25 protein-coding genes, 2 pseudogenes and 1 riboswitch are annotated in these 24638 nt (G+C 65.9%); of the genes and pseudogenes, 4 read left to right on the forward strand and 23 right to left on the reverse strand.

Translation table 11 applies throughout. The features are described 5' to 3' along the window. Positions 1-446, reverse strand: a pseudogene (locus ACY35P_RS06600) (transposase); the annotation flags it as partial. A gap of 208 nt (positions 447-654) precedes the next feature. On the opposite strand from ACY35P_RS06600, the gene ACY35P_RS06605 reads away from it, so the two are divergent. Beyond that, positions 655-1122 carry a hypothetical protein gene (locus ACY35P_RS06605; protein ID WP_462115040.1) on the forward strand — a complete coding sequence of 156 codons (468 nt, stop codon included), beginning with the start codon at positions 655-657 and terminating at the stop codon, positions 1120-1122. Positions 1123-1155: 33 nt separating this feature from the next. On the opposite strand, the gene ACY35P_RS06610 is transcribed toward ACY35P_RS06605, so the two are convergent. From ACY35P_RS06610 to ACY35P_RS06640, 7 genes and pseudogenes are all read right to left on the reverse strand, one after another. After that, on the reverse strand, positions 1156-1575 hold the full coding sequence (locus ACY35P_RS06610) for an acyl-CoA thioesterase (protein ID WP_462115041.1): 420 nt from the start codon (positions 1573-1575) through the stop codon (positions 1156-1158). Further along, positions 1562-2572: a ribonucleotide-diphosphate reductase subunit beta gene (locus ACY35P_RS06615; protein ID WP_462115042.1), complete on the reverse strand. Its 1011-nt coding sequence runs from the start codon at positions 2570-2572 to the stop codon at positions 1562-1564. Before ACY35P_RS06615 ends, ACY35P_RS06610 begins: the two co-directional genes overlap by 14 nt. Positions 2573-2639: 67 nt before the next feature. Further along, complete coding sequence (locus tag ACY35P_RS06620) at positions 2640-4943, reverse strand: ribonucleoside-diphosphate reductase subunit alpha (protein ID WP_462115084.1); 2304 nt, start codon at positions 4941-4943, stop codon at positions 2640-2642. Positions 4944-5207: 264 nt separating this feature from the next. Further along, positions 5208-5414, reverse strand: a riboswitch (cobalamin riboswitch). Positions 5415-5640: 226 nt separating this feature from the next. Then, the gene (locus ACY35P_RS06625; protein WP_462115085.1) at positions 5641-7116 is read right to left on the reverse strand and encodes a TonB-dependent receptor domain-containing protein; all 1476 of its coding nucleotides are present in this window, start codon (positions 7114-7116) and stop codon (positions 5641-5643) included. A 93-nt stretch (positions 7117-7209) separates the two neighbouring features. Further along, positions 7210-7296, reverse strand: a pseudogene (locus tag ACY35P_RS06630) (hypothetical protein); the annotation flags it as partial. Next, positions 7293-7646 carry a TonB-dependent receptor plug domain-containing protein gene (locus ACY35P_RS06635; RefSeq protein ID WP_462115043.1) on the reverse strand — a complete coding sequence of 118 codons (354 nt, stop codon included), beginning with the start codon at positions 7644-7646 and terminating at the stop codon, positions 7293-7295. The gene ACY35P_RS06635 and the pseudogene ACY35P_RS06630, both read right to left, overlap by 4 nt. A gap of 86 nt (positions 7647-7732) precedes the next feature. Next, complete coding sequence (locus ACY35P_RS06640; RefSeq protein ID WP_462115044.1) at positions 7733-8167, reverse strand: DUF2946 family protein; 435 nt, start codon at positions 8165-8167, stop codon at positions 7733-7735. Between the two features lie 507 nt (positions 8168-8674). On the opposite strand from ACY35P_RS06640, the gene ACY35P_RS06645 reads away from it, so the two are divergent. The 3 genes from ACY35P_RS06645 (at position 8675) to ACY35P_RS06655 (ending at position 12420) form a co-directional block, all read left to right on the forward strand. Further along, positions 8675-9112 (forward strand): hypothetical protein, encoded by a 438-nt coding sequence (locus ACY35P_RS06645; RefSeq protein WP_462115045.1) that lies wholly within the window; start codon positions 8675-8677, stop codon positions 9110-9112. Continuing rightward, entirely contained in the window at positions 9109-9870 is a 762-nt protein-coding gene (locus tag ACY35P_RS06650) for a hypothetical protein (RefSeq protein WP_462115046.1), read from the forward strand. The genes ACY35P_RS06645 and ACY35P_RS06650 overlap by 4 nt, the downstream gene beginning before the upstream one ends. Before the next feature lie 600 nt (positions 9871-10470). Further along, entirely contained in the window at positions 10471-12420 is a 1950-nt protein-coding gene (locus ACY35P_RS06655) for a TonB-dependent receptor (RefSeq protein ID WP_462115047.1), read from the forward strand. A 142-nt stretch (positions 12421-12562) separates the two neighbouring features. Here the strand turns inward: ACY35P_RS06655 and ACY35P_RS06660 are convergent, their stop codons facing one another. The 15 genes from ACY35P_RS06660 to ACY35P_RS06730 form a co-directional block, all read right to left on the reverse strand. Next, the gene (locus ACY35P_RS06660) at positions 12563-13171 is read right to left on the reverse strand and encodes a tyrosine-type recombinase/integrase (protein WP_462115048.1); all 609 of its coding nucleotides are present in this window, start codon (positions 13169-13171) and stop codon (positions 12563-12565) included. Positions 13172-13229: 58 nt separating this feature from the next. Next, a complete protein-coding gene (locus ACY35P_RS06665) occupies positions 13230-13658 on the reverse strand; it encodes a helix-turn-helix domain-containing protein (RefSeq protein WP_462115049.1) in 429 nt (142 codons plus the stop codon). A gap of 623 nt (positions 13659-14281) precedes the next feature. Beyond that, complete coding sequence (locus ACY35P_RS06670; protein ID WP_462115050.1) at positions 14282-14587, reverse strand: hypothetical protein; 306 nt, start codon at positions 14585-14587, stop codon at positions 14282-14284. Positions 14588-15058: 471 nt separating this feature from the next. Beyond that, positions 15059-15640, reverse strand: a complete 582-nt coding sequence (locus tag ACY35P_RS06675) for a hypothetical protein (RefSeq protein ID WP_462115051.1) — start codon at positions 15638-15640, stop codon at positions 15059-15061. A gap of 1083 nt (positions 15641-16723) precedes the next feature. Then, positions 16724-17512, reverse strand: a complete 789-nt coding sequence (locus ACY35P_RS06680) for an HvfC/BufC family peptide modification chaperone (RefSeq protein WP_462115052.1) — start codon at positions 17510-17512, stop codon at positions 16724-16726. After that, the gene (gene bufB / locus ACY35P_RS06685) at positions 17509-18324 is read right to left on the reverse strand and encodes an MNIO family bufferin maturase (RefSeq protein ID WP_462115053.1); all 816 of its coding nucleotides are present in this window, start codon (positions 18322-18324) and stop codon (positions 17509-17511) included. Before bufB (ACY35P_RS06685) ends, ACY35P_RS06680 begins: the two co-directional genes overlap by 4 nt. Before the next feature lie 79 nt (positions 18325-18403). After that, positions 18404-18850, reverse strand: coding sequence for a BufA2 family periplasmic bufferin-type metallophore (gene bufA2, locus ACY35P_RS06690; protein WP_462115054.1), 447 nt, complete (start codon positions 18848-18850; stop codon positions 18404-18406). Between the two features lie 130 nt (positions 18851-18980). After that, positions 18981-19646 (reverse strand): NrsF family protein, encoded by a 666-nt coding sequence (locus ACY35P_RS06695; RefSeq protein ID WP_462115055.1) that lies wholly within the window; start codon positions 19644-19646, stop codon positions 18981-18983. Beyond that, positions 19643-20227, reverse strand: a complete 585-nt coding sequence (locus ACY35P_RS06700) for a sigma-70 family RNA polymerase sigma factor (RefSeq protein WP_462115056.1) — start codon at positions 20225-20227, stop codon at positions 19643-19645. Before ACY35P_RS06700 ends, ACY35P_RS06695 begins: the two co-directional genes overlap by 4 nt. A gap of 82 nt (positions 20228-20309) precedes the next feature. Further along, positions 20310-20828, reverse strand: a complete 519-nt coding sequence (locus ACY35P_RS06705) for a DoxX family protein (RefSeq protein WP_462115057.1) — start codon at positions 20826-20828, stop codon at positions 20310-20312. Continuing rightward, positions 20828-21619: an HvfC/BufC family peptide modification chaperone gene (locus tag ACY35P_RS06710; RefSeq protein WP_462115058.1), complete on the reverse strand. Its 792-nt coding sequence runs from the start codon at positions 21617-21619 to the stop codon at positions 20828-20830. The genes ACY35P_RS06705 and ACY35P_RS06710 overlap by 1 nt, the downstream gene beginning before the upstream one ends. Then, on the reverse strand, positions 21616-22485 hold the full coding sequence (gene bufB / locus ACY35P_RS06715) for an MNIO family bufferin maturase (protein ID WP_462115059.1): 870 nt from the start codon (positions 22483-22485) through the stop codon (positions 21616-21618). The genes ACY35P_RS06710 and bufB (ACY35P_RS06715) overlap by 4 nt, the downstream gene beginning before the upstream one ends. A gap of 23 nt (positions 22486-22508) precedes the next feature. Next, positions 22509-22811, reverse strand: a complete 303-nt coding sequence (locus tag ACY35P_RS06720) for a BufA1 family periplasmic bufferin-type metallophore (protein ID WP_462115060.1) — start codon at positions 22809-22811, stop codon at positions 22509-22511. A gap of 512 nt (positions 22812-23323) precedes the next feature. Beyond that, the gene (locus tag ACY35P_RS06725) at positions 23324-23788 is read right to left on the reverse strand and encodes a hypothetical protein (RefSeq protein ID WP_462115061.1); all 465 of its coding nucleotides are present in this window, start codon (positions 23786-23788) and stop codon (positions 23324-23326) included. Continuing rightward, a complete protein-coding gene (locus ACY35P_RS06730; RefSeq protein ID WP_462115062.1) occupies positions 23785-24636 on the reverse strand; it encodes an FAD:protein FMN transferase in 852 nt (283 codons plus the stop codon). Before ACY35P_RS06730 ends, ACY35P_RS06725 begins: the two co-directional genes overlap by 4 nt. Positions 24637-24638: the final 2 nt, after the last annotated feature.

Below are 24638 nucleotides of genomic sequence, written 5' to 3' on the forward strand. Positions count from 1 at the left end.
TTCGACGCGCTTGTAGTTCACGAGCTGGCCGCCCTGGCGCAGCTTCAGGTGGATCATCCCAACGCCGTAGCGCCGGTGCCGCTGCGCCAGCGCCACGATCCGTTCGCGCAGCTCGATGTTGCGATCAGGCCGTGGCGCGTAGCGGAACGCGCTCGCGCTCATCCGCACGATTGCCAGCGCACGCCGCTCGCTCAGTCCTTTGCCCACCATGTAGCGCACCTGTTCCCGCCGGGCCGGTGCGCTCACCATTTTTTTCGCAGGACGTCCTTGATCACCTCGTTCTCGAGGACCTGTTCGGCCAGCAGCTTCTTCAGCCGGGCGTTCTCCGTCTCCAGTTCCTTCAGGCGCTTGGCATCCGGCACGCTCATGCCGCCGAACTTGCTGCGCCACAGGTAGTACGAGGCTTCGCTGAAACCGTGCCGCCGGCACAGCTCCTTGACCGGCATGCCGGCCTCCGCCTCACGCAGGAAGCCAATGATCTGCTCTTCGGAAAAACGCTTCTTCACGTCCAATCTCCTTGCTGCCGGGGATTGGACTCCAGATCGGCGTGCTACTCAAAACCGGGGGGACGTCGCGTCACCCGTGGTGAGCCCCGCGATTGACCAGTATCCCCACGAGAACGACGATCAGCGGACGAAATCCGGAGCAACGCCTATGCTGCCTGTATCGCCTACCAGTCACCTCAGTCGTTCCGCGGCCTTTGCGCTACTTCTAGCGATTCTCGCCGGCGGGTGCAGCTCTGATCCGATTGGACCGTCGGCAGCGCGTCAAGCCCCAGCCGACTCCATCTTTACGCCCGTATTGCCAGACGGCGCACCTCGAGCGACGGTCACCTTTACCCGCGACACCGGCGGCCCGCCGGGCGCGAACGGCAACCGATGGCTTATTTATCTCGACGGCAACCCTCTGGCCCGAATCGGCAAGGGCGAAACGTTCACCGTCGAGATCCCAGCCGATGACCATGTGCTCGGAATCGAGCCCGATGCTCCCATCAAGATATTGCAGGTAGTAAACGTATCGCAGCCTTTCCGCGAGGGAAAACACTACTACTTTCGTGCTCTCTTCTCGTCAGATACGGGCTACCGCCTACAGCCAACTATCGCAAGTGGCGACGTCCGCTAACGGCCAGAAGCGGACATCGGCAACAGCAGCCTCCTACGATTCCGACGACCCTATGGGCGCCACTTCCCTGAACGGCTCCACCGGCGCCGGCCGCCCGTTCGAGTCGAGCACGATCATGGTGAAATGCCCTCGCGTGCACAGGTGTCGTGTCGCCGCTTGCGGGTCCTCGGTATTGAGCTCGACCTCCACGCGCATGGAGCTGCGGCCCACGTCGACCACGCGTGCGACCAGCTCGACCAGCTGGCCTTGCCGTACGGGTACATGGAAGTCGACCTGCTCCGAACGCGCCGTCACTACCGTGGTGCGCTTGGCGTAGCGCGTGGCGGCCACGAACGCCGCCTTGTCCATCCATGCCAGTGCCTGCCCACCTAACAGCGTGCCCAAGTGGTTAGTGTGATCGGGGAACACGATCTCCCACAGGCGCACCTGGCGTGGGGGATCAGAAGGCGTCATCGAAGGCGACCTCCCCATTGATCCCGACCTGGTACGCCGACACGCGACGCTCGAAGAAATTGGTCAGCTCCTGGACGTCCTGCAACTCGATGAACGCGAACGGGTTGCGGCTACCAAACTCCGGCTCAAGCTCGAGGGCGGCGAGCCGGAGATCCGCGACGTACTGCAGGTACTCACGCATTTCGCGAGGGGACAGGCCGTTCACGCCGCCAGACAGCACGTCGTGGGCGAACGCCGCCTCCACTTCGACCGCGTCACGCAGCATCGTCCGAACCTCACGCTCCATCGCGGCGTCGAACAGACCCGGCTCCTCCTCGCGCACGGTGCGGATGACTTCGAGGGCGAACGCCATGTGGCCCGATTCGTCGCGGAAAACCCAGTTCGTACCCGCTGCCAGCCCCGGCAGCAGGCCGCGCGAGCGCAGGAACCACACGTAGGCGAAGGCGGCGAAGAAGAAAAGACCTTCGATGCAGCAGGCGAAACAGATAAGATTCAGCAGGAATGCACGCCGATCCTCGCGCGTCTCGAGCCGCCTCAGCTGCTGGATGGAGTCGATCCAGCGAAAGCAGAAGTCGGCCTTGGCACGGATCGACGGGATGTTCTCGATCGCCGAGAACGCCGCGGCACGCCGCTCTATGTCGGGCACGTAGGCGTCCAGCAGTGTCAGGTAGAACTGCACATGCAGCGCTTCCTCGTAGAGCTGGCGCGACAGGTACATGCGCGACTCGGGTGCGTTGACGTGCTGGTAGAGGTTGAGCACAAGGTTGTTGGCGACGATCGAGTCGCCCGTCGCGAAGAAGGCGACGAGACGCTCGATGAGGTGGCGATCGGCCGGCGTGAGCTTGTCCCGCAGATCGTTGATGTCAATGCCGAAGTCGATCTCCTCTACGGTCCACGTATTACGGATCGCGTCGCGGTACATGTCGTAGAAGAGCGGGTAGCGCATCGGGCGCAGGGTCAACTCGAAGCCGGGGTCTAGAAGGCGTGCGGCGGGCATGGGGTTGTTCCGGTCAGAGAGATTCGGTCGCGGGCGTCAAGAACACCCGCGGCGGACGTCGGGTCGCCTACTGGCAGGCCTCGCAGGCTTCGGGGTTTTCGAGCGAGCACGCGAGGGCGGCCTGCGGGGGCGCGGTGGACACGGTGGCCTTCGCGATGCGGGTCGCCGGCCGCGAGCGCAGGTAGTACGTCGTCTTCAGGCCCGACTTCCAGGCGTACATGTACATCGACGACAGCCGCCCGATGTTCGGGCTCTCCATGAAGAGATTCAGCGACTGCGACTGGTCGATGTAGGCGCCTCGCGCGGCGGCGAGGTCAATCAGCGCCTTCTGCGGCAGCTCCCAAGCAGTGCGGTAGACCTGCCGCAATGATTCCGGGATGGCCTCGATGGCCTGGATGGACCCCTCGCCGAGCTTGATCGCATCGCGGATGGGCTGCGTCCAGAGGCCCAGCTTCTTGAGCTCGTTGACGAGGTGGCGGTTGACCTGCACGAAGTCGCCCGAGAGCGTCTCGCGCTTGAACAGGTTAGAAACCTGCGGCTCGATGCATTCGTAGCAGCCGGCGATCGAGGCGATGGTGGCGGTCGGGGCGATGGCCATCAGCAGCGAGTTGCGCAGGCCATGCGTGGCGATGCGCGCCTTCAGCGCCTCCCAGGCGACGGCCTGCGTCGGTGTGACGCCCCAGAGGTCGAATTGCAGGTCGCCGCCCGCCGCCCGGGTCTCGGCGAACGACGGATGCGCGCCGTGCTGCGCGGCGAGATCGCAGGACGCCTCGAGCGCGTGCAGGTAGATTGTCTCGGCGATACGCGTCGACAGCGCCAGCGCTTCAACCGAGTCGAACGGCAGCCGCAGCTTGAAGAACACGTCCTGCAGGCCCATCACGCCCAGGCCCACCGGCCGCCAGCGCAGGTTCGAGCGGCGCGCCGACTCGATCGGGTAGAAGTTGAGGTCGATGACGCGGTCGAGCTGGCGCACCGCCACCTGCACGGTCTCGGCGAGCTTGTCGAAGTCGACGCCGTCCTCGCCCACGTGCTGCGCGAGGTTGATCGAGCCGAGGTTGCAGACGGCGGTCTCGTCCGCGCTCGTCACCTCCAGGATCTCCGTGCACAGGTTCGACAGGTGCACGGTGCGGCCCGGTCCGACCTGGTTGCAGGTGCGGTTGGACGCGTCCTTGAACGTCATCCAGCCGTTCCCGGTCTCGCCGAGCACCTTCATCATCCGGGCGTAGAGCTCGCGCGCCTTGACGGTGCGCACCGCGAGGCCCTGCTGCTCGGCCTGCACGTAGGCGCGCTCGAAGGCCTCGCCCCAGAGGTCGGGCAGCTCCGGCACGGCCTTCGGATCGAACAGCGACCAGTTGCCGTCGGCGTCGACGCGCTGCATGAACAGGTCGGGGATCCAGTTGGCGAGGTTGAGGTTGTGCGTGCGGCGCATCTCGTCGCCGGTGTTGTCGCGCAGCTCGAGGAACTCCTCGATGTCCGCATGCCACGTCTCGAGGTAGATGCAGGCGGCGCCCTTGCGCTTGCCGCCTTGGTTCACCGCGGCGACGGAGGCATCGAGCGTCTTCAGCCACGGCACGATGCCGTTGCTGCGCCCGTTGGTGGAACGGATCAGCGAGCCGCGCGCCCGGATGCGGTGGTAGGCCTGGCCGATGCCGCCGGAGAACTTCGACAGCTGCGCGACGTCGCCGTAGCGCGCGTAGATGTCCGTGAGCGAATCCTGCGGCGAGTCCAGCAGGAAGCACGACGAGAGCTGCTCGTGGCGCGTGCCGGAGTTGAACAGCGTCGGCGAGCTCGGGATGTAATCGAGCGAAGCCATGAGCCGGTAGAGCTGCAGCGCGCCGGCCGGGCCGTCGGTCAGCGCGACGGCGATCCGCATGAAGAAGTGCTGCGGCGTCTCGATGACGTGTCGCGAGTGCGGATGCTTGAGCAGGTAGCGGTCGTAGAGCGTGCGCAGGCCGAAGTACTCGAAGCGCTGCGTATGGGACGCGTCGATCGCGTCGTTGAACTTGCGGGCATTGGCCTCGACCGCCTCGCGCACGCGGTCGTTGATCAGGCCGAGGTCGTGGCCGAGCAGGATCGACTGTGAGAAGGAATGCACGCCGAGCCCGGTAACCTCCTTGTCGATGTAGGCGCTGAGCAGCCGCGCGGCGAGGCGCGAGTACTGCGGCTCCTCGGCGGTGAACGCGGCGGCGGTATGGATTGAAAGCTCGTCGAGCTCGCGGGTGGTCGCGCCGTCGAAGATGCCGCCGATGGTCTTGAGCGCGACGCGCATCGGATCGATGTCATCGAGCCCTGCGCTGCAGCGCTGCACGGCGCGCACGATCTTGGCGACGTCGACCGGCTCGCGGCGGCCGTCGCGCTTGGTCACGGTCATGGTCGCCGGCGCATGCGGCGGGGTCAGTGCGAAGCCGGGCGCGTCGGTGTCGGACGCCACGTGTGGCACGGTTGGGGTGAGTGTCTCGTTCGTCATTGGTTCCTCTCCGGTGGCGATGGAGAGGAAGCGAAAGCGGCGCAGGCATGCCCGTGCCGGCCCCCGCCCCCCCGGGCGAGCCGGCATCGACGCAAGAAGACGGAAGGCAGCGGACGAGGTCCGCGGACCGCCCCGTCCCTCCCACGAGGACGCCTGGCCAACGGCGGCACGCGGCCGCCGATCGAGGCAGGTCTTCGGACTCGTGGACTACGGCGAGTGCTCGCCACCTACTGCGCGTCGCTTCCCAGCCGCTCGGGCCAGTGCCAATGACGCGGGTCGTTTCCACTTACCGCTGCGGGGCAGTCCCGGATTCCCACCGGGTTCCCTTTTAAGCCGACCCGGGCGGGCGCGGCACCTTCGACGGGCACAACATATTGGGCCGACCCTAACCAGTCAATACATTTTATTGGGTCTGCCGTTGAGGAGTCGCCGCCGCTTCGCTGATCGGTCGGACACGATGGTGGTCGCGGACGCCGTCTGACCCGCTAGAAGCTCAAGCGCGCCTCGGCACTTACCGATCGTGGCGCGCCTGGCTGCAGGACAGCGTCGCCCGCCGACGTTCGGTCGCGGACGCTCATCGTGCCCACGTAGCGCTGGTCGGTCAGGTTGCGCAGCTCGCCGAAGACCTCCCACCGGTCGCGCCGGATGCCGGCGCGGAGGCCGAAGAGGTGGTACCCCGCGAGGCGATAGCTGTTGCTGAAGTCCGCATAGCGCGAGCCCACCCAGTCGAACGTCGGCCGACGAGGAACCCGTTGCCGTGGCGATATATCACTTCGCCACGCATCGCATACGCCGGCGCCGCCGGCAGGCGGTTGTCGCCATAGACCAGATCACCGTCGAAGAAGAAGCGGTTGTACGACGCACTGAGCAGCGGCTCGATGCGATCAACGCCATTGCCGAGCGGCAGGCTCACGCCGACGAGCGCCTCGATACCGCCATGCGTGGTGCGATGGATGTTGGCGGACAGGCTGGTGCCGGGCGCGACCGGGCTGTCGACCGACAGGATCTCGTCGCGGATCCGCGCGTAGTAGACCGAGGTATCCCAATGCCAGCGTGGCTTCGACGCATCGGCTTTCGTCGCGCCACGCAGCCCCGCCTCCACCACGGTGCCCTGCATCGGATCGAGCGTGGCGTTGCCGCCGTGCAGGTCATCGGTCAGTTCGAAGGTGGTGGGCGCCTCGAACAGCCGGCTTACGCTGGCGAAGGCTTCGCTGGTGGGCGTGATGGCGCGCAGCACGCCGAGCCGCGGGTTGATCGACGAATAGTCGCGCCGAGGGTTGCTCACGGTGCCGCTGGCGAGATCGGTCGTGCGCACGTCGCGCCCGGTACGCACGCCCTGCGCGCCGTAGACGAGCGTCCAGCCGGGCGCGAACGTCCATCGATCCACCACGAACAGCTCGGCGCTATCGGAGTGGTTGTCGATAATCCCGGTCTGTCCGTTGCGGCGGCCGCCGTCGTTGCGGAAGTTGCCGCCGGTCTCGCGGGTGTCGGCCAGATTCAGGCCGATCAGCACGTCGTGCGTGCCGGACTTGATGTTGTAGCGGGCCACGCCCGCATAGGTGCGCTGCTCCGTGTTCTTGAGCAGGCTGAACACCTCCATCGGCGCGTTCGGGCCCGGCCCGTCGAAGTCGAGGAGGATCTTGTCGACGATCGGGTGGTAGAGGTTCTGGTCCTCGTATGACACACCCAGTTCGAGGCGGTGATCTGCATACGGCGTCCACGTGCCCTTCGCCGCGACGCGGTCGGTGCGCACGTTGAGCTGGAAATTGCCGGTGATCGCCGACGGGTTGGCCTGACGCGGGTCGGCGTCTAATTGCGCGCGCGTGAGCGCGCCGGCCAGCTCTTCGGCGTTCTCGATGTGCGTGGCGAACAGGCGCAGGTCCACGTCGGTGGACGGCTGCCAGCCGACGTTCGCATATACGCTCGACCGATCCTGCCGGCTGTGCGCGCGGTAGCCGCCGCGACGTTTCTGGTCAAGGGTAACGAGGCCGTCCCAGTCGCCTGTGACCCCGCCCGCCGTGAGCCGGCCATTCACGAGCCCGAAGCTGCCGCCTTGGACGAACAGCTCCAGCGGCACGCTGTTGCGCGCGGTCGGGCTTGTGGCGTCGATCGCGCCGCCCAGGTTCCTCGCGCCATAGGTCAGCGCGTTCGCGCCATGCGCGACCGTGATGTAGCGCGCGGCCGCCGGGTCGATGAAACGGTTGTGGTTGTTGCCGTCAGCGGTGGTGACCGGCAGCCCGTCCTGGAACAGCTTCACGCCGTTGCTGTCGTAGTCGGTGGCATCGAGGTTGGAGCCGCGCTCGAGATGAAGACGGCATCGCCGCCGGTGGCGCTCTGCGTCCATACGCCCGGCACGTAGCGAAGCGCATCGGACAGGTTGCCAACCGACCGCGCGCGGAGGGAATCGGCATCGATGATCGTGACGGCACCGGGCGTCAGTGCGCGCTCGGCGTCGGCCGGCGAGCGCGCACCGCGCACTTGTATACGGTCGAGCTGGTGTGCGGGCTGGTTCCCGTCGGCAGCGGGATCATCCGCCCGGACGGTCAGTGGGAGAGACAGCGCCGCGAGGGCGACGGAAACGGCAATGTGCAGGCGCGACGAACGCATCGGCGCGCGACGGGGGGGTCGACATGGGAGCTCCAAAGCACGAGAGCGCGGCCCTTGGCCACGCGGAAATAGACGAGTCTTGTGGATCAGAGCGTGATGGGCGGTGCCTGCGAGCCCAGGCCACGCGCATTGCGCCATGGCCGGGACGTGATGCCACGTCGCTGGGTCAGCGGCGCGGCGGGCGCGAACGCCAACAGACCCATCAGCAAGGCCAGCAACAGCACCTGCGACACGACCAGCGAGCAGTAGCTGCAGGCATCGCCGGGATCGCCACCGCCGTGCCCCATGGGGTCGGCACCGTCGTGGTGGCTACCGTGTCCGCTCGACGCGCGCGGCAGCAGCGCGACCAGCCGCGTCTGCAGGCCTTCGGTCGTGCACAGGGCCATTTCCTGCAGCGCGCCGACGGCCGTCGTTGATTGCGCCTGCATCGCCCGGCTCACCATCGGTGCAAACATGGTCAGCAGCATGGCCACGAGGGCCAGCTGCGCCATGACGCGACCGAAGGGCTGGGAGCGGATCACGGGCGGCATTGTAGGCCAGGGCACGAATATCCTGGCTTGGCCCGCCCATGTCCGCTTTGGGTCGGAAGCAGACCTTGGGTAGCCGACACCGCCACCCTTATCAGCCGTGCTCAAACCGCTACCGGACGCGGCCGGTGTACGTACTTGCCTCCCCTACCTTCAACGAAATCTCCGCACTGAGGCAGCCGCAGGCGGGCCGGGCGCATGCCATGGTTGCCAGCTGGTGGACGTTGCCGTCGTGGGAGAGGTCGCTTGACCTGCTGGGCGACGGCGAGCGTTAACTGCGCTGCCCATCAGCACCAGACCGGGAAAGGTCGGAGGCCGTCCCATGTACATCGGTATTCTGTGAATCCAGTTAGGGCCCTGCATGAGCCGACCGGCGAGCGCTGCAATTGATCTCGCCGGTCGCGTTTCCTGCCGCGGCCACTTGCATTACCCCGAGGGCTACCGTCTGATAACAGCGCGGCGCCTGCGCCGCTCATGCCACGAGTTGCCTTGGGGAAGGGGATGCTCACGAAGCCGACGATCGCCTTGCTGTTACTGCTGCTGGCGCCACTCGTGGCATCCGCGCAGGTCTACTTGTCCGTGCCGGAGATTCCGTCCATTCCGCGGTGCAGCCTAGACACGCCCAGCGCATGCACGGCGAGCGAACTCGCCGAGAAGAAGGATCAGCGCGATAAGGAATTGCGTGAGTACGCCGCCAAGGCCGCGCTAGACAACGCGAAAAGGGAAGCAGACCAACGCGCCGCTGAATTCGCGCGGCAGAAACGTCTCGACGAAATCGCGAAACTGACAGAAGAGTCGAATGCGCGTGCTCGCGCACTCTACGGTGCCAAGGATCAAGCTAAGGCGGATTACGAGCGCGAACTAGCTCAGACCCAGCGCGACCGCGCGCAAAGAAAATGTAGGTTCTGCTCGCTGCCCGCAAAGGCGAGTTCACAATGAACGCGTCCGCTTGGCTTGCCGCCGCTGCGCTCTGCGTAATACCCCACCTGTCGTCCGCCGCCCCAGTGGGAAGCCGATTGATTTCTGGGCGAGAGGTCGTCCAATCGAGTGGAAAAGGTACTTCCGCCGACCTCTACTACATTCCGTCGGTTGCTGGCTCGTTGAACACTATCGTCGTCGAAACGGACGGGGAAGTGGTCGTCCGCGTCTACGACCCCAACGGGACAATGCTCAGCAGCCAGAGCGGTGGTCCCAATATCCGTCAGACTTTTGTCCCGGGACTAAACGATGTCTACACGGTCGTCGTAGCCCGCCCGAAGACGTCGACCGCATATGCGGTACTGCTTCAAGAGCGTATGCCGAACGAGCGGGAGTACCTATTCGGGCTTGGCGTTGGCTTTTCCTATCGAACGGAGACGCGCTACGGGTATAGCTGCTGGTCCAAGCTCTATGACGAAAAGGTCGAGGTCGGCTATTTCTTCGTACAAGCTACGGGCCAATGGGGCGCCACTGCGACTAAATGGACGTACACGCCAGACGGTGTGACCGCCGAGCCTCGGCACACCTTCCTGCCGGTGTCAGGTGAAGTCATGCATCGCAAGGACGTCATCTTGGGCGACGGAAACGTGTCCCACACGTGGGATGGTAAAGAGGCCCAAGTCTTCAACGTGAAGGATGCACGCCCCCTCGGCACGCAATCGGGCCCATACAAGTGTCCGCCAGACTTGTTTGAGACTATCGGAGGCCGCGACCTGTAGTTCGTCGAGTCGAGGAGCGGCTTAGCAGGACGAGCGCGGGCGTATCGAAGTAGTCCCGACCCGCAGGCGCGCGTCCTTCGGGCGGACGCCGCCCGGCGACCGAACGATCCTATCGCTGCCTCACGCAGGTTTACCGACAAGCGTGTTTAGAGGTGCAAAGGAAAGACGCGACCAACTGGAGTTTCCCAGAGAGGGACGTCTGCTTCCGGCCAGAAGCGGACCTGCGGGCTTGTCGGGCACGGGACACGTTCCTCGTAGGGGAGCGTCCGCCGTCCGGGAACTGCGAGTTCTGTAAGCGCAAGGTGCTGTTCAGGCGCCGTGCTGCTGGTTTGATGCCTTGGGTGATCGTGCGTGCATCGGGGTTTGCCGAGTCACACGCGACGTGACCGCGCATCCGCCAGGGCCTTCGCGTCGTAGGTCCGGATGCTCCGGCAGAACCTCACAGCACCGCCGACTTGGAACGCACCCATGCTCAGGCTTCCCAGCGCATGCCACCCTTTTGCAGCACTCGTGGTGACGTGCCTCTGCCTCTCTGTCCGTCCTCAACCGGCGCCGGCCGCGGAAAACCCCGCGTCCGTCACGGCAAGGGAGTTGGATCGAGTGACCGTGATCGGCCGCCGCCGCAGCCTGGTGGGCGAGGCGGTAAGCGCGTCCGAGGGCACCATCGGCCAAGCCGACATCGCGGACCGGCCGCTGCTGCGGACCGGCGACCTGCTGGAGCTGGTGCCCGGGCTGATCGCCACCCAGCACTCCGGCAGCGGCAAGGCCAACCAGTACTTCCTGCGCGGTTTCAACCTCGACCACGGCACCGACTTCGCCACCTTCGTTGACGGAATGCCGGTCAACATGCGCACGCACGGGCACGGGCAGGGCTGGACTGACCTCAACTTCCTCATCCCGGAAACGGTCGAGTCGCTGACGTATCGCAAGGGCCCGTACTACGCCGACGTTGGGGATTTCTCGGCGGCCGGATCCGCGCGCTTCGACATCGCCGACCGCGTGGACGCAGGCGCCGCGGAACTCGCGCTCGGCAGCTTCGGTTACGGTCGCGCTCTGGTCATCGACTCTGCGCCCGCGGCCGGCGGTGACGTGCTGTATGCCGCAGAGGTGCAGACGTACGACGGGCCGTGGACCGACATCGACGAGAACGTGCGCAAGGGCAGCGGTCTGCTCCGCTACAGTGCGGACCTCGCGGGCGGGCGTGCGCATCTGATGCTTATGGGCTATTCCAATAAATGGAACTCCCCAGATCAGATCCCGCAACGCGCGGTATCGGGCGGCCTGATCTCCGACCTCGGGTCGATCGACACCACCGTGGGAGGTGAATCTTCGCGCCTCAGCCTGTCCGGCGGCTGGTCCGGCCCGGCATTCGGCGGCGACTTCCGTGTCGATGCGTATGCGATCTCTAGCCGGCTCGACCTGTGGTCCAATTTCACTTACTTCCTTGACGACCCGGTGGACGGAGACCAGTTCCAGCAGGTCGACGACCGGTCGGTGTACGGCTTCAATGTTTCGCAGCAGTGGAAGTCCGGCCGCAGCACGTGGCGGGTCGGCGGTGAGGGCCGGCTCGACGACATCGGCCGCGTGGCGCTGCTGCATACGCGCGAACGCGCACTCGTGGGCACCGTGCGCGACGACGCCGTGCGCGAAGGCAGCTTCGGGCTCTTCGTCGCCAACGAGTTCCAGCTCAACGACCAGTGGCGCAGCTACTTCGGCGCGCGGCGCGACGAATACGCCTTCCGCGTGGACGGCTCGCTGGATGCTAACTCCGGCCACGCGCGCGCCGGGCGCACGTCCCTGAAGGCCAGCCTCGCCTACCGTGCCAACGAGGCGCTCGAGCTCTACGCGAGCGCGGGCAGCGGCTTCCATTCCAACGACGCACGCGGCACCACCATCCGCGTCGACCCGGCCACCCGCGAACCGGTCGATGGCGTCGACCCGCTGGTGCCATCACTCGGCGCCGAGCTGGGCGCGCGACTGTTCCTCGGCAACCGCCTACAGGGCACCGCGGCGGTGTGGGGACTGCGGCTCGACTCCGAGCTGCTGTTCGTCGGTGATGCCGGCACCACGGAACCGAGCCGTCCGAGCCGCCGCGAAGGCCTGGAGGCCGGCCTGTCGTGGTTCGCCAGCGAGCGCTACAGCGCGAACCTCGAGGCCTCTTATTCGAAGGCGCGGTTCCGCGATGACGACCCGGCCGGGAATAGAGTGCCCGGTTCCATTCCGCTGGTGGTCGGCGCCGGGCTCACAGCACGCTACGACGGCGGCTGGACCGCGAGCGCGCAGCTCAAGCATTTCGGCCGCTACCCGCTGATCGAGGACGCGAGCGTGCGCTCGGAGGGCTCCACCCTCCTCAACCTGCGGCTCGCACGGCAGATGGGGCGCCTCGGCGTGCACCTGGAGGTGCTGAACGCACTGGATAGTCGGGACCACGACATCGATTACTTCTATGCGTCGCGCTTGCCCGGCGAACCGTACGAGGGCGTCGAGGACGTGCACTTCCATGCGTTCCCATCGCGCGGTATACGCGTCGGCATGAAGTACAGCTTCTAGCGCTTTCTAGTACGTCTAGTTGAGTTAACGAAAGTAGGGATGCTCCCGCGCCGGCACCGCGAGAGCAGCATTGTCCTGCCATGTCCGCTTTGGGTCGAGAGCCGCCGCCAATGCGTCTGACGGCGGCGCCAGGACGGGGCGACTAGGACTCCGTCTGCTCGGCCATCTCGAGCGCGTCCTCGACTTCGATGCCTAGGTATCGGACGGTACTTTCGAGCTTGGTGTGCCCAAGCAATATTTGGACGGCCCGTATGTTTTTCGTGCGCCGGTAGATCAGGAAAGCCTTCGTGCGGCGCATGCTGTGTGTTCCATACGCGTGGCGGTCTAGTCCGACGGCAGTGACCCATCCAGAGACGATGCGTGCGTACTGTCGCGTCGAGAGGTGGCCGGCTTCGCCGCACCGCCCCGGGAAAAGATATGAGGCCGCACTGAGGTGAAGTTGATGGACCCATTCGGCCACGGCGGCTCGCGTCAGGTCGGTCAGCTCAAACTGGACCGGTCGGCCCGTCTTTTTCTGAAGGATGATCGCGCGCCGGGCGATCGCGTTCCCGTGGGAGATGTCTCGGAGCCGAAGGGCGACCAAATCGCAGCCGCGGAGCTTGGAGTCGATCGCCAGATTGAACAGTGCGAAGTCGCGTAGGTTGCCCGCGAGCTGCAGGCGCACTCGGATAGACCAGATTTCGCTGAGCCGAAGCGGTGCCTTCTGCCCGACCAGCTTGCCCTTATTCCAGGGTGTACGTTTGGATGCCATATGAAGTCTCCGGTTGGAGACTGCACGGTGGCGGCGACACTCGAGCGCGTCAGACCACTTATGCCAACGCTTCGAGCCGCTTGGCGGCTTCACGCTTGCCGAGCCCGCGAATCGAGGCGAGCGCCGCCTGCTGGCTCGCGCGCGGTACTGCCTTTCCGGCTTCCCAGTTATAGATCGACTGACCACTCGCTCCGACCAGACGGCCGAAATCCGAGGCCGATAGCCCAAGGCGCGCTCGGTGCGACTTCAGGCCCTTCACGCCGAATCGCGTGCTCCCCGCAGTTTCCGCCGCCACCGGCGCGCTCGCCCGCGGTGCTTTCGAGAGAGAGCGAAGCTCCTTCTGTAAAGCCGACAGTTGCCGCTTCAGCTCGGCAATCTCCCGACGGTAGGTTGCATTTGCTTTCCGCAGGGGATCTGCCGCGTTCTTGATCTCCTTCCGAGCAACGCGAGCGATTTCGCTTTTCAGGACGGAACTGAAATTGGACATATGGGATCTAAGTAGAACGGGCTTGCAGTCTACAGGCGCAGAGATACTGACCCGGCACAAGGTCGGCTTTCGGCGAGAAGCAGACGGGCCGAGCGAGACGCACGCCATGTCCAAGTACTTTGGAACTCGCGCGTAGTGGAGCGCCTTCGTGCCAAGGCCGCGTGCTCTTCTGGCCCGCCCACGTCAAGCCCCGTGAAACGCGAAGGGTTGCCCTCCCTTTAAGTTTGGCCCGGCCGAGGAACCTGCGCCGCGTGCAAAAGCTAGGAGCGACCAGTCAGTTGACCTACTGACAGTCGTCGATGCGTGACTTGCGCAATCCGGCCGCCTCGACGCAAAAAGGAGCATGTGGCGTATGCCTTTTTCGCCTCATCCGCAGCGTACGCGCCGAGTATTGCCCTGCAATAGACGAAGCCGCGTGGGAAGCACGTTCCTCGCCGAGGACAATTAAGTGCGTTCGCTTAAGTCCGCATGGTTCACGCGACAGTACGAGCTTGACCAAATCCCAAAAAAGGGCCGCCTTGCCGTGGCGGCGGCCCTTTTGGATGCAGCTCGCGTCGCCGTGTGAGCGCCAACGCGGTTCTCGCACATTCATTTACAGCACGAAATCAACATGGCGGATCGCACTAATTGATCGCAGCTCTAGCCTTCAGTGTTTCGGCAGCTTTGTTGGCCGCATCAGCATTCGCTTCAGCCTCTGTCAGGGCTTGCTTCGGAATACGATACGCTCCCGCCCGCTCGGCCGCGTCGGCGGCGGCGATGGCGGCTTCGACATCTGCGCCAGAAGGCGTAAGCATCTCCGAAGCGGACAGTTGCGTCCCTCGGTCCGCGTTAACAAGCAGTCGATCAGCGGCAAAGCCTACTAGCACGCCAACTGTGGCAACCACAGCCATTGCTGTCCGGCTGCGTGATCGAACGTTCTTGTCGTTCATTGAACAATCCTCACTTCACCTGACCGCGGAACGGAACAATCACGGTAGTGGCGCTAACGAGCATCCATTGCTGGCGTTCGAAGCTCCACACGAAGTAGTAAGTAGTTGACGTGCATGTCGCCCCTGAGCACGTCGTGTTAGTTACCGTCTGAGTTGTAGGCTGGGCTTGGGCGTGCGCTGCCGGAATGAGGCAAATCGCCATTAGTAGTGCAAGAATGATCCTTATCATTGCATCTGCTCCTATTTAGCCTGCGTAGTCGGGTTGGCGTAGGTCACCGTTTCAGTGCTTAGGATCTCCTGTTGACCAAGACCGTTGATCTTCCAGACTATCGTCGTCCTGACGCAGCTGTAAGCCGTGCAGGTAGTCGTACGCGTCACGTAAATAGGATCCGCTAGCGCCGGAAGCGCCAGGGCGAAAAGAACTAACGCAGTTGCTGTACGCACCATCCATTTCATACTCACTCTCCATGTTCACTGGCAGGATGCCGGCGATTGACCTTCCATAAAAATCTGTTCGATTGAAGGTGGCGTAGCAGATGCGAGCCACGGCCCACTTAGGCGGCGTGCGCGCTCTTCCACCGCAGCAATGAACGAGGTGTCCGCTGGCCGCTCGAGCCGCGTCGCCGCATTCTGGAAGGTTGCCTCTACCGGTACTCTGCTCGCATGAGCAATTCTCACGAGCGCGACGAAGGTCGCGTCATCGTTCACCCGATATGGTGGGCGCAATCCAACCACATTTTTTGGCGCATGCAGCGCAATTAGCAGCGGAAGGTCGTCCGCACGATGGGAGGCCAAGCTGCGCTCGATGTAGTGACGCGACCGCTCCGAGTAGTCCTTCCACCGGTCAAGATCGTCAAGGAAAGCGTCTTGCCGCAGCATCGGACTCAGCACGAGCCAGCGTTCAAACCGCGGGTCGCCGCTAGCGGCCTTGGCTTGGAAGTCGTAGGCCCGAGTACGTTCCGTCTTGATTTGTTCGCACTGTTGTGCGTCGTGTTCGGCGCCCTGCAGCAGCGATTCGCTTACCGACTTAGGCTGTCCGGCGATGACGGGCACGCCAACCACGGCTAGCTGCTCAGCTACCTCGAGTCGTTGCTCCACGGACTCGCATGACCAGTAGGCTTTAGCTGCGTAGCACGTCGCCTGCGGTTGACCGGCGTTGATCGCGGGAGCAAGTTGCTTTAACGCGATCGGGAGAGGAGTACCAGGAGTAGGGAGCGGCGCGCGCGCAACCGCCCTGCGACTCAACGACAACTGCGTCTTGGCTGTGTCGCCGGGAGCCGACTTAAGAGCCGCCCGCGGCATAAGTTGGGAATTCGGACCGCGCCAGAAGAGCAACGCCGCGGCGGCGGCCACTAACAGGATCGCCGCACCGGCCGCCCGCAGTGTACGTGCGCTGCTCCCGTCCCGTGGCAACTTCATCTCGCCCTCCCTGTGCGATCGGGCCCGAGGGCCATTACCGATTGATCCACCTTTCGCAGAGCTTGTCAAATAGGAAGGAGAACTTTTTGATCGACCCGTCTGTCGCACCCTAGCTCGCAGGGTAGCTAGGTTCGGCCCCCCGTAGGACGGGCTAGTGCTTGGACGCTTGTCGAGGTGCGCTTCAAGCAAACGTTTCGATCCCGTGCTGCTGTGATAGAGCGGCTTGCCCTCTCACCGTGTACACAGTGACGCTATCGAGGCCGGCATCTTCTATGCGTAGATTCTTGAAAAGCGCTGGGTGCCCGCCGGCTCGGCTCCCGCAATGAGGCGGCAGGCTCGCGACCAAATGCGAACGGGGACCAAATCTCGCGTTTTCGAACGCGGTCGCTCTGCATTAGGTCTGGCTGGGAGACTCTCCGCGCCCCTGCACGCGCAATTCAAGCTTTCACCGAGTGCGTCAAGCGTGGGCACACCGGCACCTGCCGCACTACACAAGATCGGCCCGGCAGCGAGAGCGCTGCTATCGCTGAGGTCTTACCCGCAGCGGTTCGAGCATCGACGCGGGCTCAGGCACGTAGCAGTCCGTACCAGCCAACACCGCTTCGCAGGGCGGTGTAATGCAGGTGCTGCGCAGCATAAAGATGTCCGCTTTCGGCCATAAGCGGACATCGACCCCGCCCGAGCGCGGGTGGAGCCCCTGTTAAGCAGCCGCACGCATCAGCGCTCGCCAGACTGCTCGACGCGCATGACCCACCCCGCCCCAAAAACGCCTTGGATCCACTCGACGAACAGGCCGGCGACGCTCGCCTCGTCCAGGTAGCTCGTCATGGCGACGCACGCGGAAGCGATCGGACGACCTGCAATCAGCTCGTCGAGGGCCGCCCGCTCGTAGGTCTGCAACGATCGATAACGCCCCATGCGGTCCGCATCGCGCCAACTGATCCAGGCGGGCATCGATCCTTCGGCCGCAGGCGGTGGTGCCGCGCCGTCCCGCAGGGCTGTCCAGATCTGCACCGCGTTGGTCCGGGGGCGAAAGACACGAAGCGCGGGGTGCAATCCGAGGCGGACGTCCAGCCACTGCGTCGGCGGTATCGATGAGAGCGCTCCGAACGCGAGCGGGTCGGCATCCTCGGCATCGAACGTGTCGAGCAATAGCCGCTCGAACTGCGCGAGCTCCGAAATTGCCGGCTGGTCGTTAAAGGGAGCGGTCTCCGCGAGATAAGCAGACAGCCGCGCGCCGAAGTCGCGGAGGGATCGCACCCGCGACGGGTACGCATCGATGTAGCCGTCGCACAGGGCAGACCACAACCCATCGCCAAGGTAGAGGCCGAGCATCGGATGGTCGGTTTCCAATGCCTCCACCAGCCGCGAACGGTAGGCGTGCGCGTAGATGCGCAATCCGGTCGCGGCGGGCACGCAGCCGTCGCGCACGTTATCGAAAGTTGCGTCGGCAGGCGCGCGTAGGTGCGCGAGGAACGACGACTGCAGCGCGGCCAGCGAATTCACGCCGCGGCTCCCACTTGATTCTCCGCCCACCGCACGTGCATGGCACGCGCCTGCGCGACTTCCGCCACGACATCGTCCAGCGGCGGGAAGTCATCGTCGCGCTCGATCATGGTGCTGATCGAGCCGAACCGGGCGATCGCCTGTCCGTACAGCGACCACACCGCATCAGGCACCGCGTGGTCGTGTGTGTCGATGCAGTAGTCGCCGTAGTCGCTGTGTCCGGCCAGATGGATCTGCTGGATGCGGTCGGCGGGGAGGCCGTCGAGATACTGGGTGGGCGCAAGCCCGTGGTTTCGTGCACTGACGACGACGTTGTTGAGGTCCAGCAGCAACCGGCAGCCGCTGCGACGCGCGATCTGGCTAACGAACTCCCACTCCGGCATGGCCGAGCTGTCGAATTCCACGTAGCTGCTCAGGTTCTCGAGCACGATCTCGCGACCGAGGAAGTCCTGCACCTGCTGCACGCGCGAGACGACGTGCGTGATCGCTTCGTCCGTGTATGGCAGCGGCAGCAGGTCGTGGCTGTTGATGCCGCCGACCCCTGTCCAGCACAGGTGGTCGGACACCCACGCCGGCTCGATCTCGCGCGCGAGCGTGCGCAGGGCGGTGAGGTAGTCGATGTCGAGGGGATCGGTGCTGCCGATCGACATCGACACGCCATGCATCACCACCGGCCATCGCTCGCGTATTCGCTCCAGGTAGTGCCGCGGCTTGCCACCGCCGACCATGAAGTTCTCGCTGGTAATCTCGAACCAGTCCACCGCGGGCGGACGCGCGAGGATTTCGTCGAAGTAGACGGTGCGCAGTCCCATCCCGAAGCCCAGGAAGGGTCGAGACTCCGGCGCCGAAGCGCCGGAGTCATCCCGCTGCGATACGCGGCGGCCGTCCATGTCAGCTGACGGTGCCGCCGACGTTCGTGCAGCTCGACGCGGGCAGGTTCACGAAGCCCTTGCCCTTGCAGCTGCCGTGGCCCTTGCACGCGTTCTCGGCGGTCTTGCAGTCGTTATGGCCCTTGCAGGTGTTCACGCCGTGGCACTGGACCTGGCTCGACGCCGCGACCTTGAAATGCACCTTGGGGTCGACGCGCGTGCCGCCGATCGCCGAGCACGCCGCGGCCGACGCGGCCACGAAGCCCTGGCCCTTGCAGCTGCCCTGTCCCTTGCACGCGTTCGATGCGGTCTTGCAGTCGTTGTGGCCCTTGCACGCATTGACCCCCGAACAATGGACGAGGTCGACCTTGGCGCCGGCCGCCGCCTGCGCCGGCGCGGGAAGACTGGAGGCGAGGCCCGCCGTGGCGAGCGCGAGGGCGAAGCCGGCCGAAAGCGAATCGAGTTTCATCGGAGTTTTCCTTGGGTCACGGAACGAAATGGACGCGGCGATCAGGCCGGCGCGCGGTGGCATTGCGCCAATCCGCACCAAGGAGTTCGTGGCACGCGCGAAAAAGTTACGTCGTGTGCTCGACCGTTCGTCAGCGAACCCCGATGCGGTTGAGCGCAGCTAACACGTGGCGTCCGCCGACCAGGCCGGCGAGCGCGACGAGTGCGACCGCACCGACGTGCCAGACGAACTGCATCCACGATGTCTCGCCCAGATGGATCAGCGAGACGGCCGCCGATGACAGCGCCGCTGCGCTGAGGGCGGCCAGCGTCGCGGTCGGTGTCGGACGCGACGTCGCGGCATACCGCGTCATCCACAGCATGGCCAGACCGATGGGAATGCTCGACATGGCGATCGCATGTCCGCATTCCGCGACGTGCCCCTGCCACGCAAACGCGGCGCTGCCCATGTGCACGGCATCGGACACGCAGCCGATCACGAGACCGCCGAGCCACAGCACAATGCCCGGCACGGGCAACCAGGCCCACATCGGCGAACGCCCGGGAACGCTCACCTGGAACGCCGCGAACGCGGCCAGGCACGCGGTGGCGACGCTGCCGAGCCATTCGAGCCCGGTGCCCGGCACCATCATCGCGTGCATCAGGCCGGGGCGCGGGCCGTGCAGCGTGACGATCAGCGCGACCAGCAGGCCCATCACGGCCGCCCACTGGGCTGTGCGCCGCAACGGCGACTGCAGCGGATGTACGGGGCGAGCGCCTTCCGCGAGGCGTTCGATCAAGCGGTCGGTGTCGTTCATCGTTGTTCGTCCTGCCGCGTGAATGCGGCATGCAGCGAGCGGAGGGCGCGATGGCAGGCGACTTTCAGCGAACCGATGCTCTGGTCGCTTTCCGCGGACGCCTCGGCGAGCGAGAGCTCGTTCAGGCGCAGCAGCCGCACTGCTTCGCGCTGGCGCGCGGGCAGCGCGGTCAACGCATCGCGGAGCGACGCCGCCGCCTGCTCGCGCATCGCGCCTTCCTCCGGATTGTCGTCCGACGCGATGCAGGCCGCGTCGTCTTCCGATGCGGCGACCTCGTGCTGCAGGCGTTGCCCGCGCTTTCGTAGGAGGTCGATGCACCGGCGCGATGCCACGGTCGCGAGCCAGGGTTTGAATGGACGGCCGGGCTCGTAGGTGTGGCGCACCTGGTGCAGCGACATGAGGATGTCCTGCACGGCGTCCTCGGCATCGTCGCCCGAGCCCAGCCGACGACGCGCGATCGCACGCAGGTACGGCGTCACCGCGTGAAGCAGCGCGTGATAGCTCGCCTTGTCGCCCGCCTGTGCAGCGGCCATCCAGGCGGCCCACTGCAGGTCGACATCGGAATGCTCGGCGTCGGTCATCCTGGAGTCCGGCGAACGTCGTACGGGGGCATCAAAGCACGGCGCCGCGTTCGGAGCGACGAGCCGCTGCGGATACAGTGCCTCAGCGGCGGCGACGGGCGACGAGCGCATCGAGCGACCAGCGTCCCGCGCCATTGCGCAACAGCAGGAGCAGCGGCACCGCCCACATGAGGTGCGTGGGGTACGCGAGCGGGTAGACGAACACCTCGATGACCAGCGTCATGCCGAGCAAAGCGAGCGCCGAGAGCCGCGTTGCCAGGCCCAGGATCAGCAGGACCGGGAAGACGTGCTCGGCGGTGGCCGCGAGCGTGGCCGCCAGCTCGGGCGGCAGCAACGGCAGCGCGTACTCGTCGCGGAACAGATCGATCGCGGCGTCGGACAGGTGCGGTATGCCGGGGTGCACCATGCCGCTAATGGGGTCGACGACGAACCCTTCGACCTTCGTCTGCCCGGAGATCCAGAAGGTCAATGCGACGGCGCCACGCGAGAGCAGCGCGAGTACGTCATCGCTGAGCCACCCGACGACACGGGCGACGACCGACGGTTTCGTGACGCCGGCTTTCGCGTCGAGCGGCGTGCTAAGGGCGATTCGGGCGTCCATCAGAAGGTCTCCAAGGCGTGACGAAGTTCGGCGACGAGGCCGTGTTGGATGAGCAGCGAGAAGAGCGCGTGCACGTCGACGTTGGGGTGCCGGCTGCGGGCGAGTACCAGCGCCGCACCGATCGGCATGCCGGCCTGCAGCGCATCGAGCCAGTCAATCCCACACGCCGGCAGCGTGATCACGCGCACCGCGAAACCGTCACGTACGACAAGCACGTCCTCGGCGCGGTCGAGATCTATTGTCGCGAGCTCTTCCGCGTCGACAGGCCCGTCGGTGAGATGTGCACGCCACAGGGCGCCCACAGGATGATCGGAGCGCAACCACCCGCATGCGGGCTGCAGGCGGACGGCGGTGGCGGCGAGGCGCTCCGGATCAGCGACCAGCGCGGCAAACGTGGAGGGCGGGACGGCCACCGGATCGGCCGCATGCGCCGCACGCGTACAAAGGCGCTCCAGGCGCATGACGTCGGGCAGGTAGGGGACGCCGGATTCGGACGCCAGGACGGCGACGAAGTCCGGGAATGCGTCGCCGTACTCGACGAGCACCGGCGAGCGCGGCGGATGAACGCGGATGAAGTCGAGCGCCATCGAATCGAAGAAGGCATCGCCCACCAGCGCACGCGCGACCGGGAACGACGCCGCGAGCGCTTCGCAAAGGCTGAACGCCGCGGTGTTCCGATGGATGGACCAGCGTCGGGTGGAGCTGACACCCGTGGCCGCGAACACCCCGACGGGCGCTACGGGGTCGGACAGCACGGCCGCCGCACAGAGGTCGAGCGCGTCCGGTGTCATGCGGACACCGCTACCGCGGGCGAGTGTGCGTCGATCAGGCGCTGGGCCTTTGCACGCTCGCTCTGCAGGACATCGAACGCGGGAACGTCCGTGTCCCATTCGATCAGAGTCGGCACCGCACCGATCCGACCGAGCAGGTCGGCATAGGACGCCCACACCGCGTACTCGACGGCCGAACCGTGCGTGTCGATCAGCACGATGTCCGCAAGATCGTCGGCATCGACCGTGTAGCCCGCGAGGTGCACTTCGGCGACCGCGTCGAGCGGGATATCGCGAAGATAGTCGTCGATGCAGAAGCCGTGATTGCGGCAGCTGACGTGTACATTGGTGACGTCGAGCAACAGCGCGCAGCCCGTGCGGGCGATCACCTCGGACAGGAACGCGGCCTCGCTCATCGTGCTCGCCCCCAGCCCCACGTAGGTGCTGGGGTTCTCGAGCGCGATTCGTCTCCGCAGGCGCGATTGCATACGGTCGACGTGCTCGCAGACGCGTCGCAGCGTGGGGCCGTCGTAGGCGATCGGCAGCAGGTCGTTGAAGAACACGCCGCCGTGCGAGGACCACGCAAGATGCTCGGAGAACGCGGCACGCGGATAGCGGTCAAGCAGCCGCGAGACGCGGTCGAGGTGGCGTTCGTCGATGGACGCCCCGCCGATCGACAGCCCGACGCCATGGATCGACAGCGGCACACATGCCGCGATGCGATCGAGCATCGCGAGCCGGATGCCGCCGTTGACGAGATAGTTCTCGGCGTGGACCTCCGCGAATGCAGGCGTGGTCGGCGCCCGGCACCAGTCGTCGAAGTGCTCGGCCTTGAAGGCGAGGCCGGCGCCCGGGGGCAGCGCCGGCGAAGCGAGGCGGGTGTTCACAGCGGCCAAAGGGTCCAGCGACTTCAGGCGTGCTTGGGCTTGAACGCCTGCAGCTGGCCGTAGCCCGTCGGCGAGGTCTTCGAGGCGGTCTTGAGGCACGTACCGGCGGGAACGGCCTTCCACGCATTCGGCGCGTCGTCGCGCTTGGCGGTGCCGGCGCACGTCGTGCCGGGTCCCGCAGCGCAGTCGTTCTTGCCGGCTTTGGCGACGCCGAAACACTTCTCGGTCGCCGGCTTGCCGGCAGCATGCGCAGGGGGGACGAGGGCGAGCACTGAGCCGAGGGCGGCGGCGAGCGCGAGGGCGGAAAGCGGGCGGGCGTCGGACACGATGGATCTCCTGGTGGTGGGCGGGCCGGATCTGGCCTCGCAATCAGGAGTTCGTGGGCGGTGGCGAAAAGGTTACGCCGTTCGTCGCCGCATGTAGCTCGACCGAGCGCCAGGATGGTTGCGGCCGAGGCTTCGACCCGAAAACACGTAAACGGCGCCGATCTCGTCCTGCGTGATGCTCATCGTCCGCTTTGGGTCGTTAGCGGCCGCCAGCAATCCCACCGTACGGTCGCGGAGCAATTATCCAACCCCGGATAATTCGCTATAAAAGTGCCTAACTCATTGAATGAATTCGGAGCTGTTAACGATCGTGCATCGTGGCACGAGGCCCTCAGTTCCGACGTCCGCTTTCGGCCAAATGCGGACGTCGCGTAGTCCAGTCGGCGGGCTCAACCGCATCGGTTGGACAAGCTCGGCGCCAAGATCGGGTCGCGCGAAGATAGTCTGCCGCGACGAACGGAACCGCAGGTGCGCGCGGCGGAAATCGCAGGATAGCCGCGCCGCGTAATGCCTCAGCGCTTCAGCCGCCGACGTCCCGCCCAGATGTGGATCGGCAGCCACAGCATGCCGAACAGGCCAACCGACCAGTGCCCCATCGAAATCGCGTCGCGCAGGCGTTCGTCGCCGAGGTAGTAGAGCCCGGCCGCTGTGAGTGCCAGCCACAGCATCACGGCGGCCATCGTGCCGCCGACGATGCGCTGGATGCGATGCGCCCAGCCGCGGCGCACGTGCGGCAACCAGACGAGGCCGAGCACCCACAGCATCATGAGGCCCGTGACGCCATGCGCGACCAGCGCCGGGTGCTCGAGCGGATGCGGCTCGGGACCGAACTCGCCCGCCTTCTGCACGAACGTGTGCAGCAGCAGCCACCCTGCCCCGCTGGCCGCGCAGGCGCCACCGCCGACGTACACCCAGCCGCGCACCCATCGCGGCAGGCGCAGGCGTTCGGGATGGTGCGCGGCATGCGATCGCGTCATGGCCAGGTCCGGACGGAGCCGTCAGCGTCGATGCGCGCGGCGTGGGCGTGCAATTGTCGCAGCAACGGCGTCGCTGCCGCTTCGTCGGCCGCGGCGACCTTGGTAAGCGCATCCGCCCAGATCGCCCGGGGCGCGCAGACGCTGACCGACGCGACGCGCGCGACGCGCGCACCGCGCGGCATGTCGACGAGCACGGTGTCGTCGCCCCGCGCGCTGAAGTAACCGCCGCTCGTGGCAATGGCCGCGTCGCGCACGGTGGCGAGGGCGAGCGACGCGGCAGGATCGCGCGGATCGCGTACCGCGAACGTCTCGGGCATGTCGCCGAAGACGCGCAGGTCGCCGCCCGCGTTCACGACGCCGCCCGTCGCACCGGCGCGACGCGCCGCGTCCACCGCGCGATCGACCGCATACCCCTTCGCGATGCCGCCGAGGTCGATCCACAACGGCCTTCGAAAGCGCACGCGCCCCACGGCGTCCACATCGATGTCGCGCCAACCGGCGTGAGGATCGGGTTCCGGCCCGTCGGGCCGCGGCAGGTGACCGCTCGCGACGAGCCGCGCCGCGACGGTCGGATCGAATCGCCCTGCACTGGCGCGCGCCAGTGCGAGCGCCGCGCGCAGTACGCGCGCGAGCGGACGCGGAACGGGTTGCGTGGCGTGGAACGCATCGCGGTTGAGCCGCGCGAGGTCGGATGCCGCCTCGTGGAAACTCATTGACCGGTGCACCGCCTCGATCGCGGAAAACGCCGCACCGATCGCCGGCTGCAGCACGGCGTCGGGCCCGGCCACGCGCACGACGACCGTCGTGCCGAGCCACGGACGCGCACGCTCGCGACGCGCCACGTCCATCG

Source organism: Lysobacter xanthus (genome assembly GCF_047159895.1).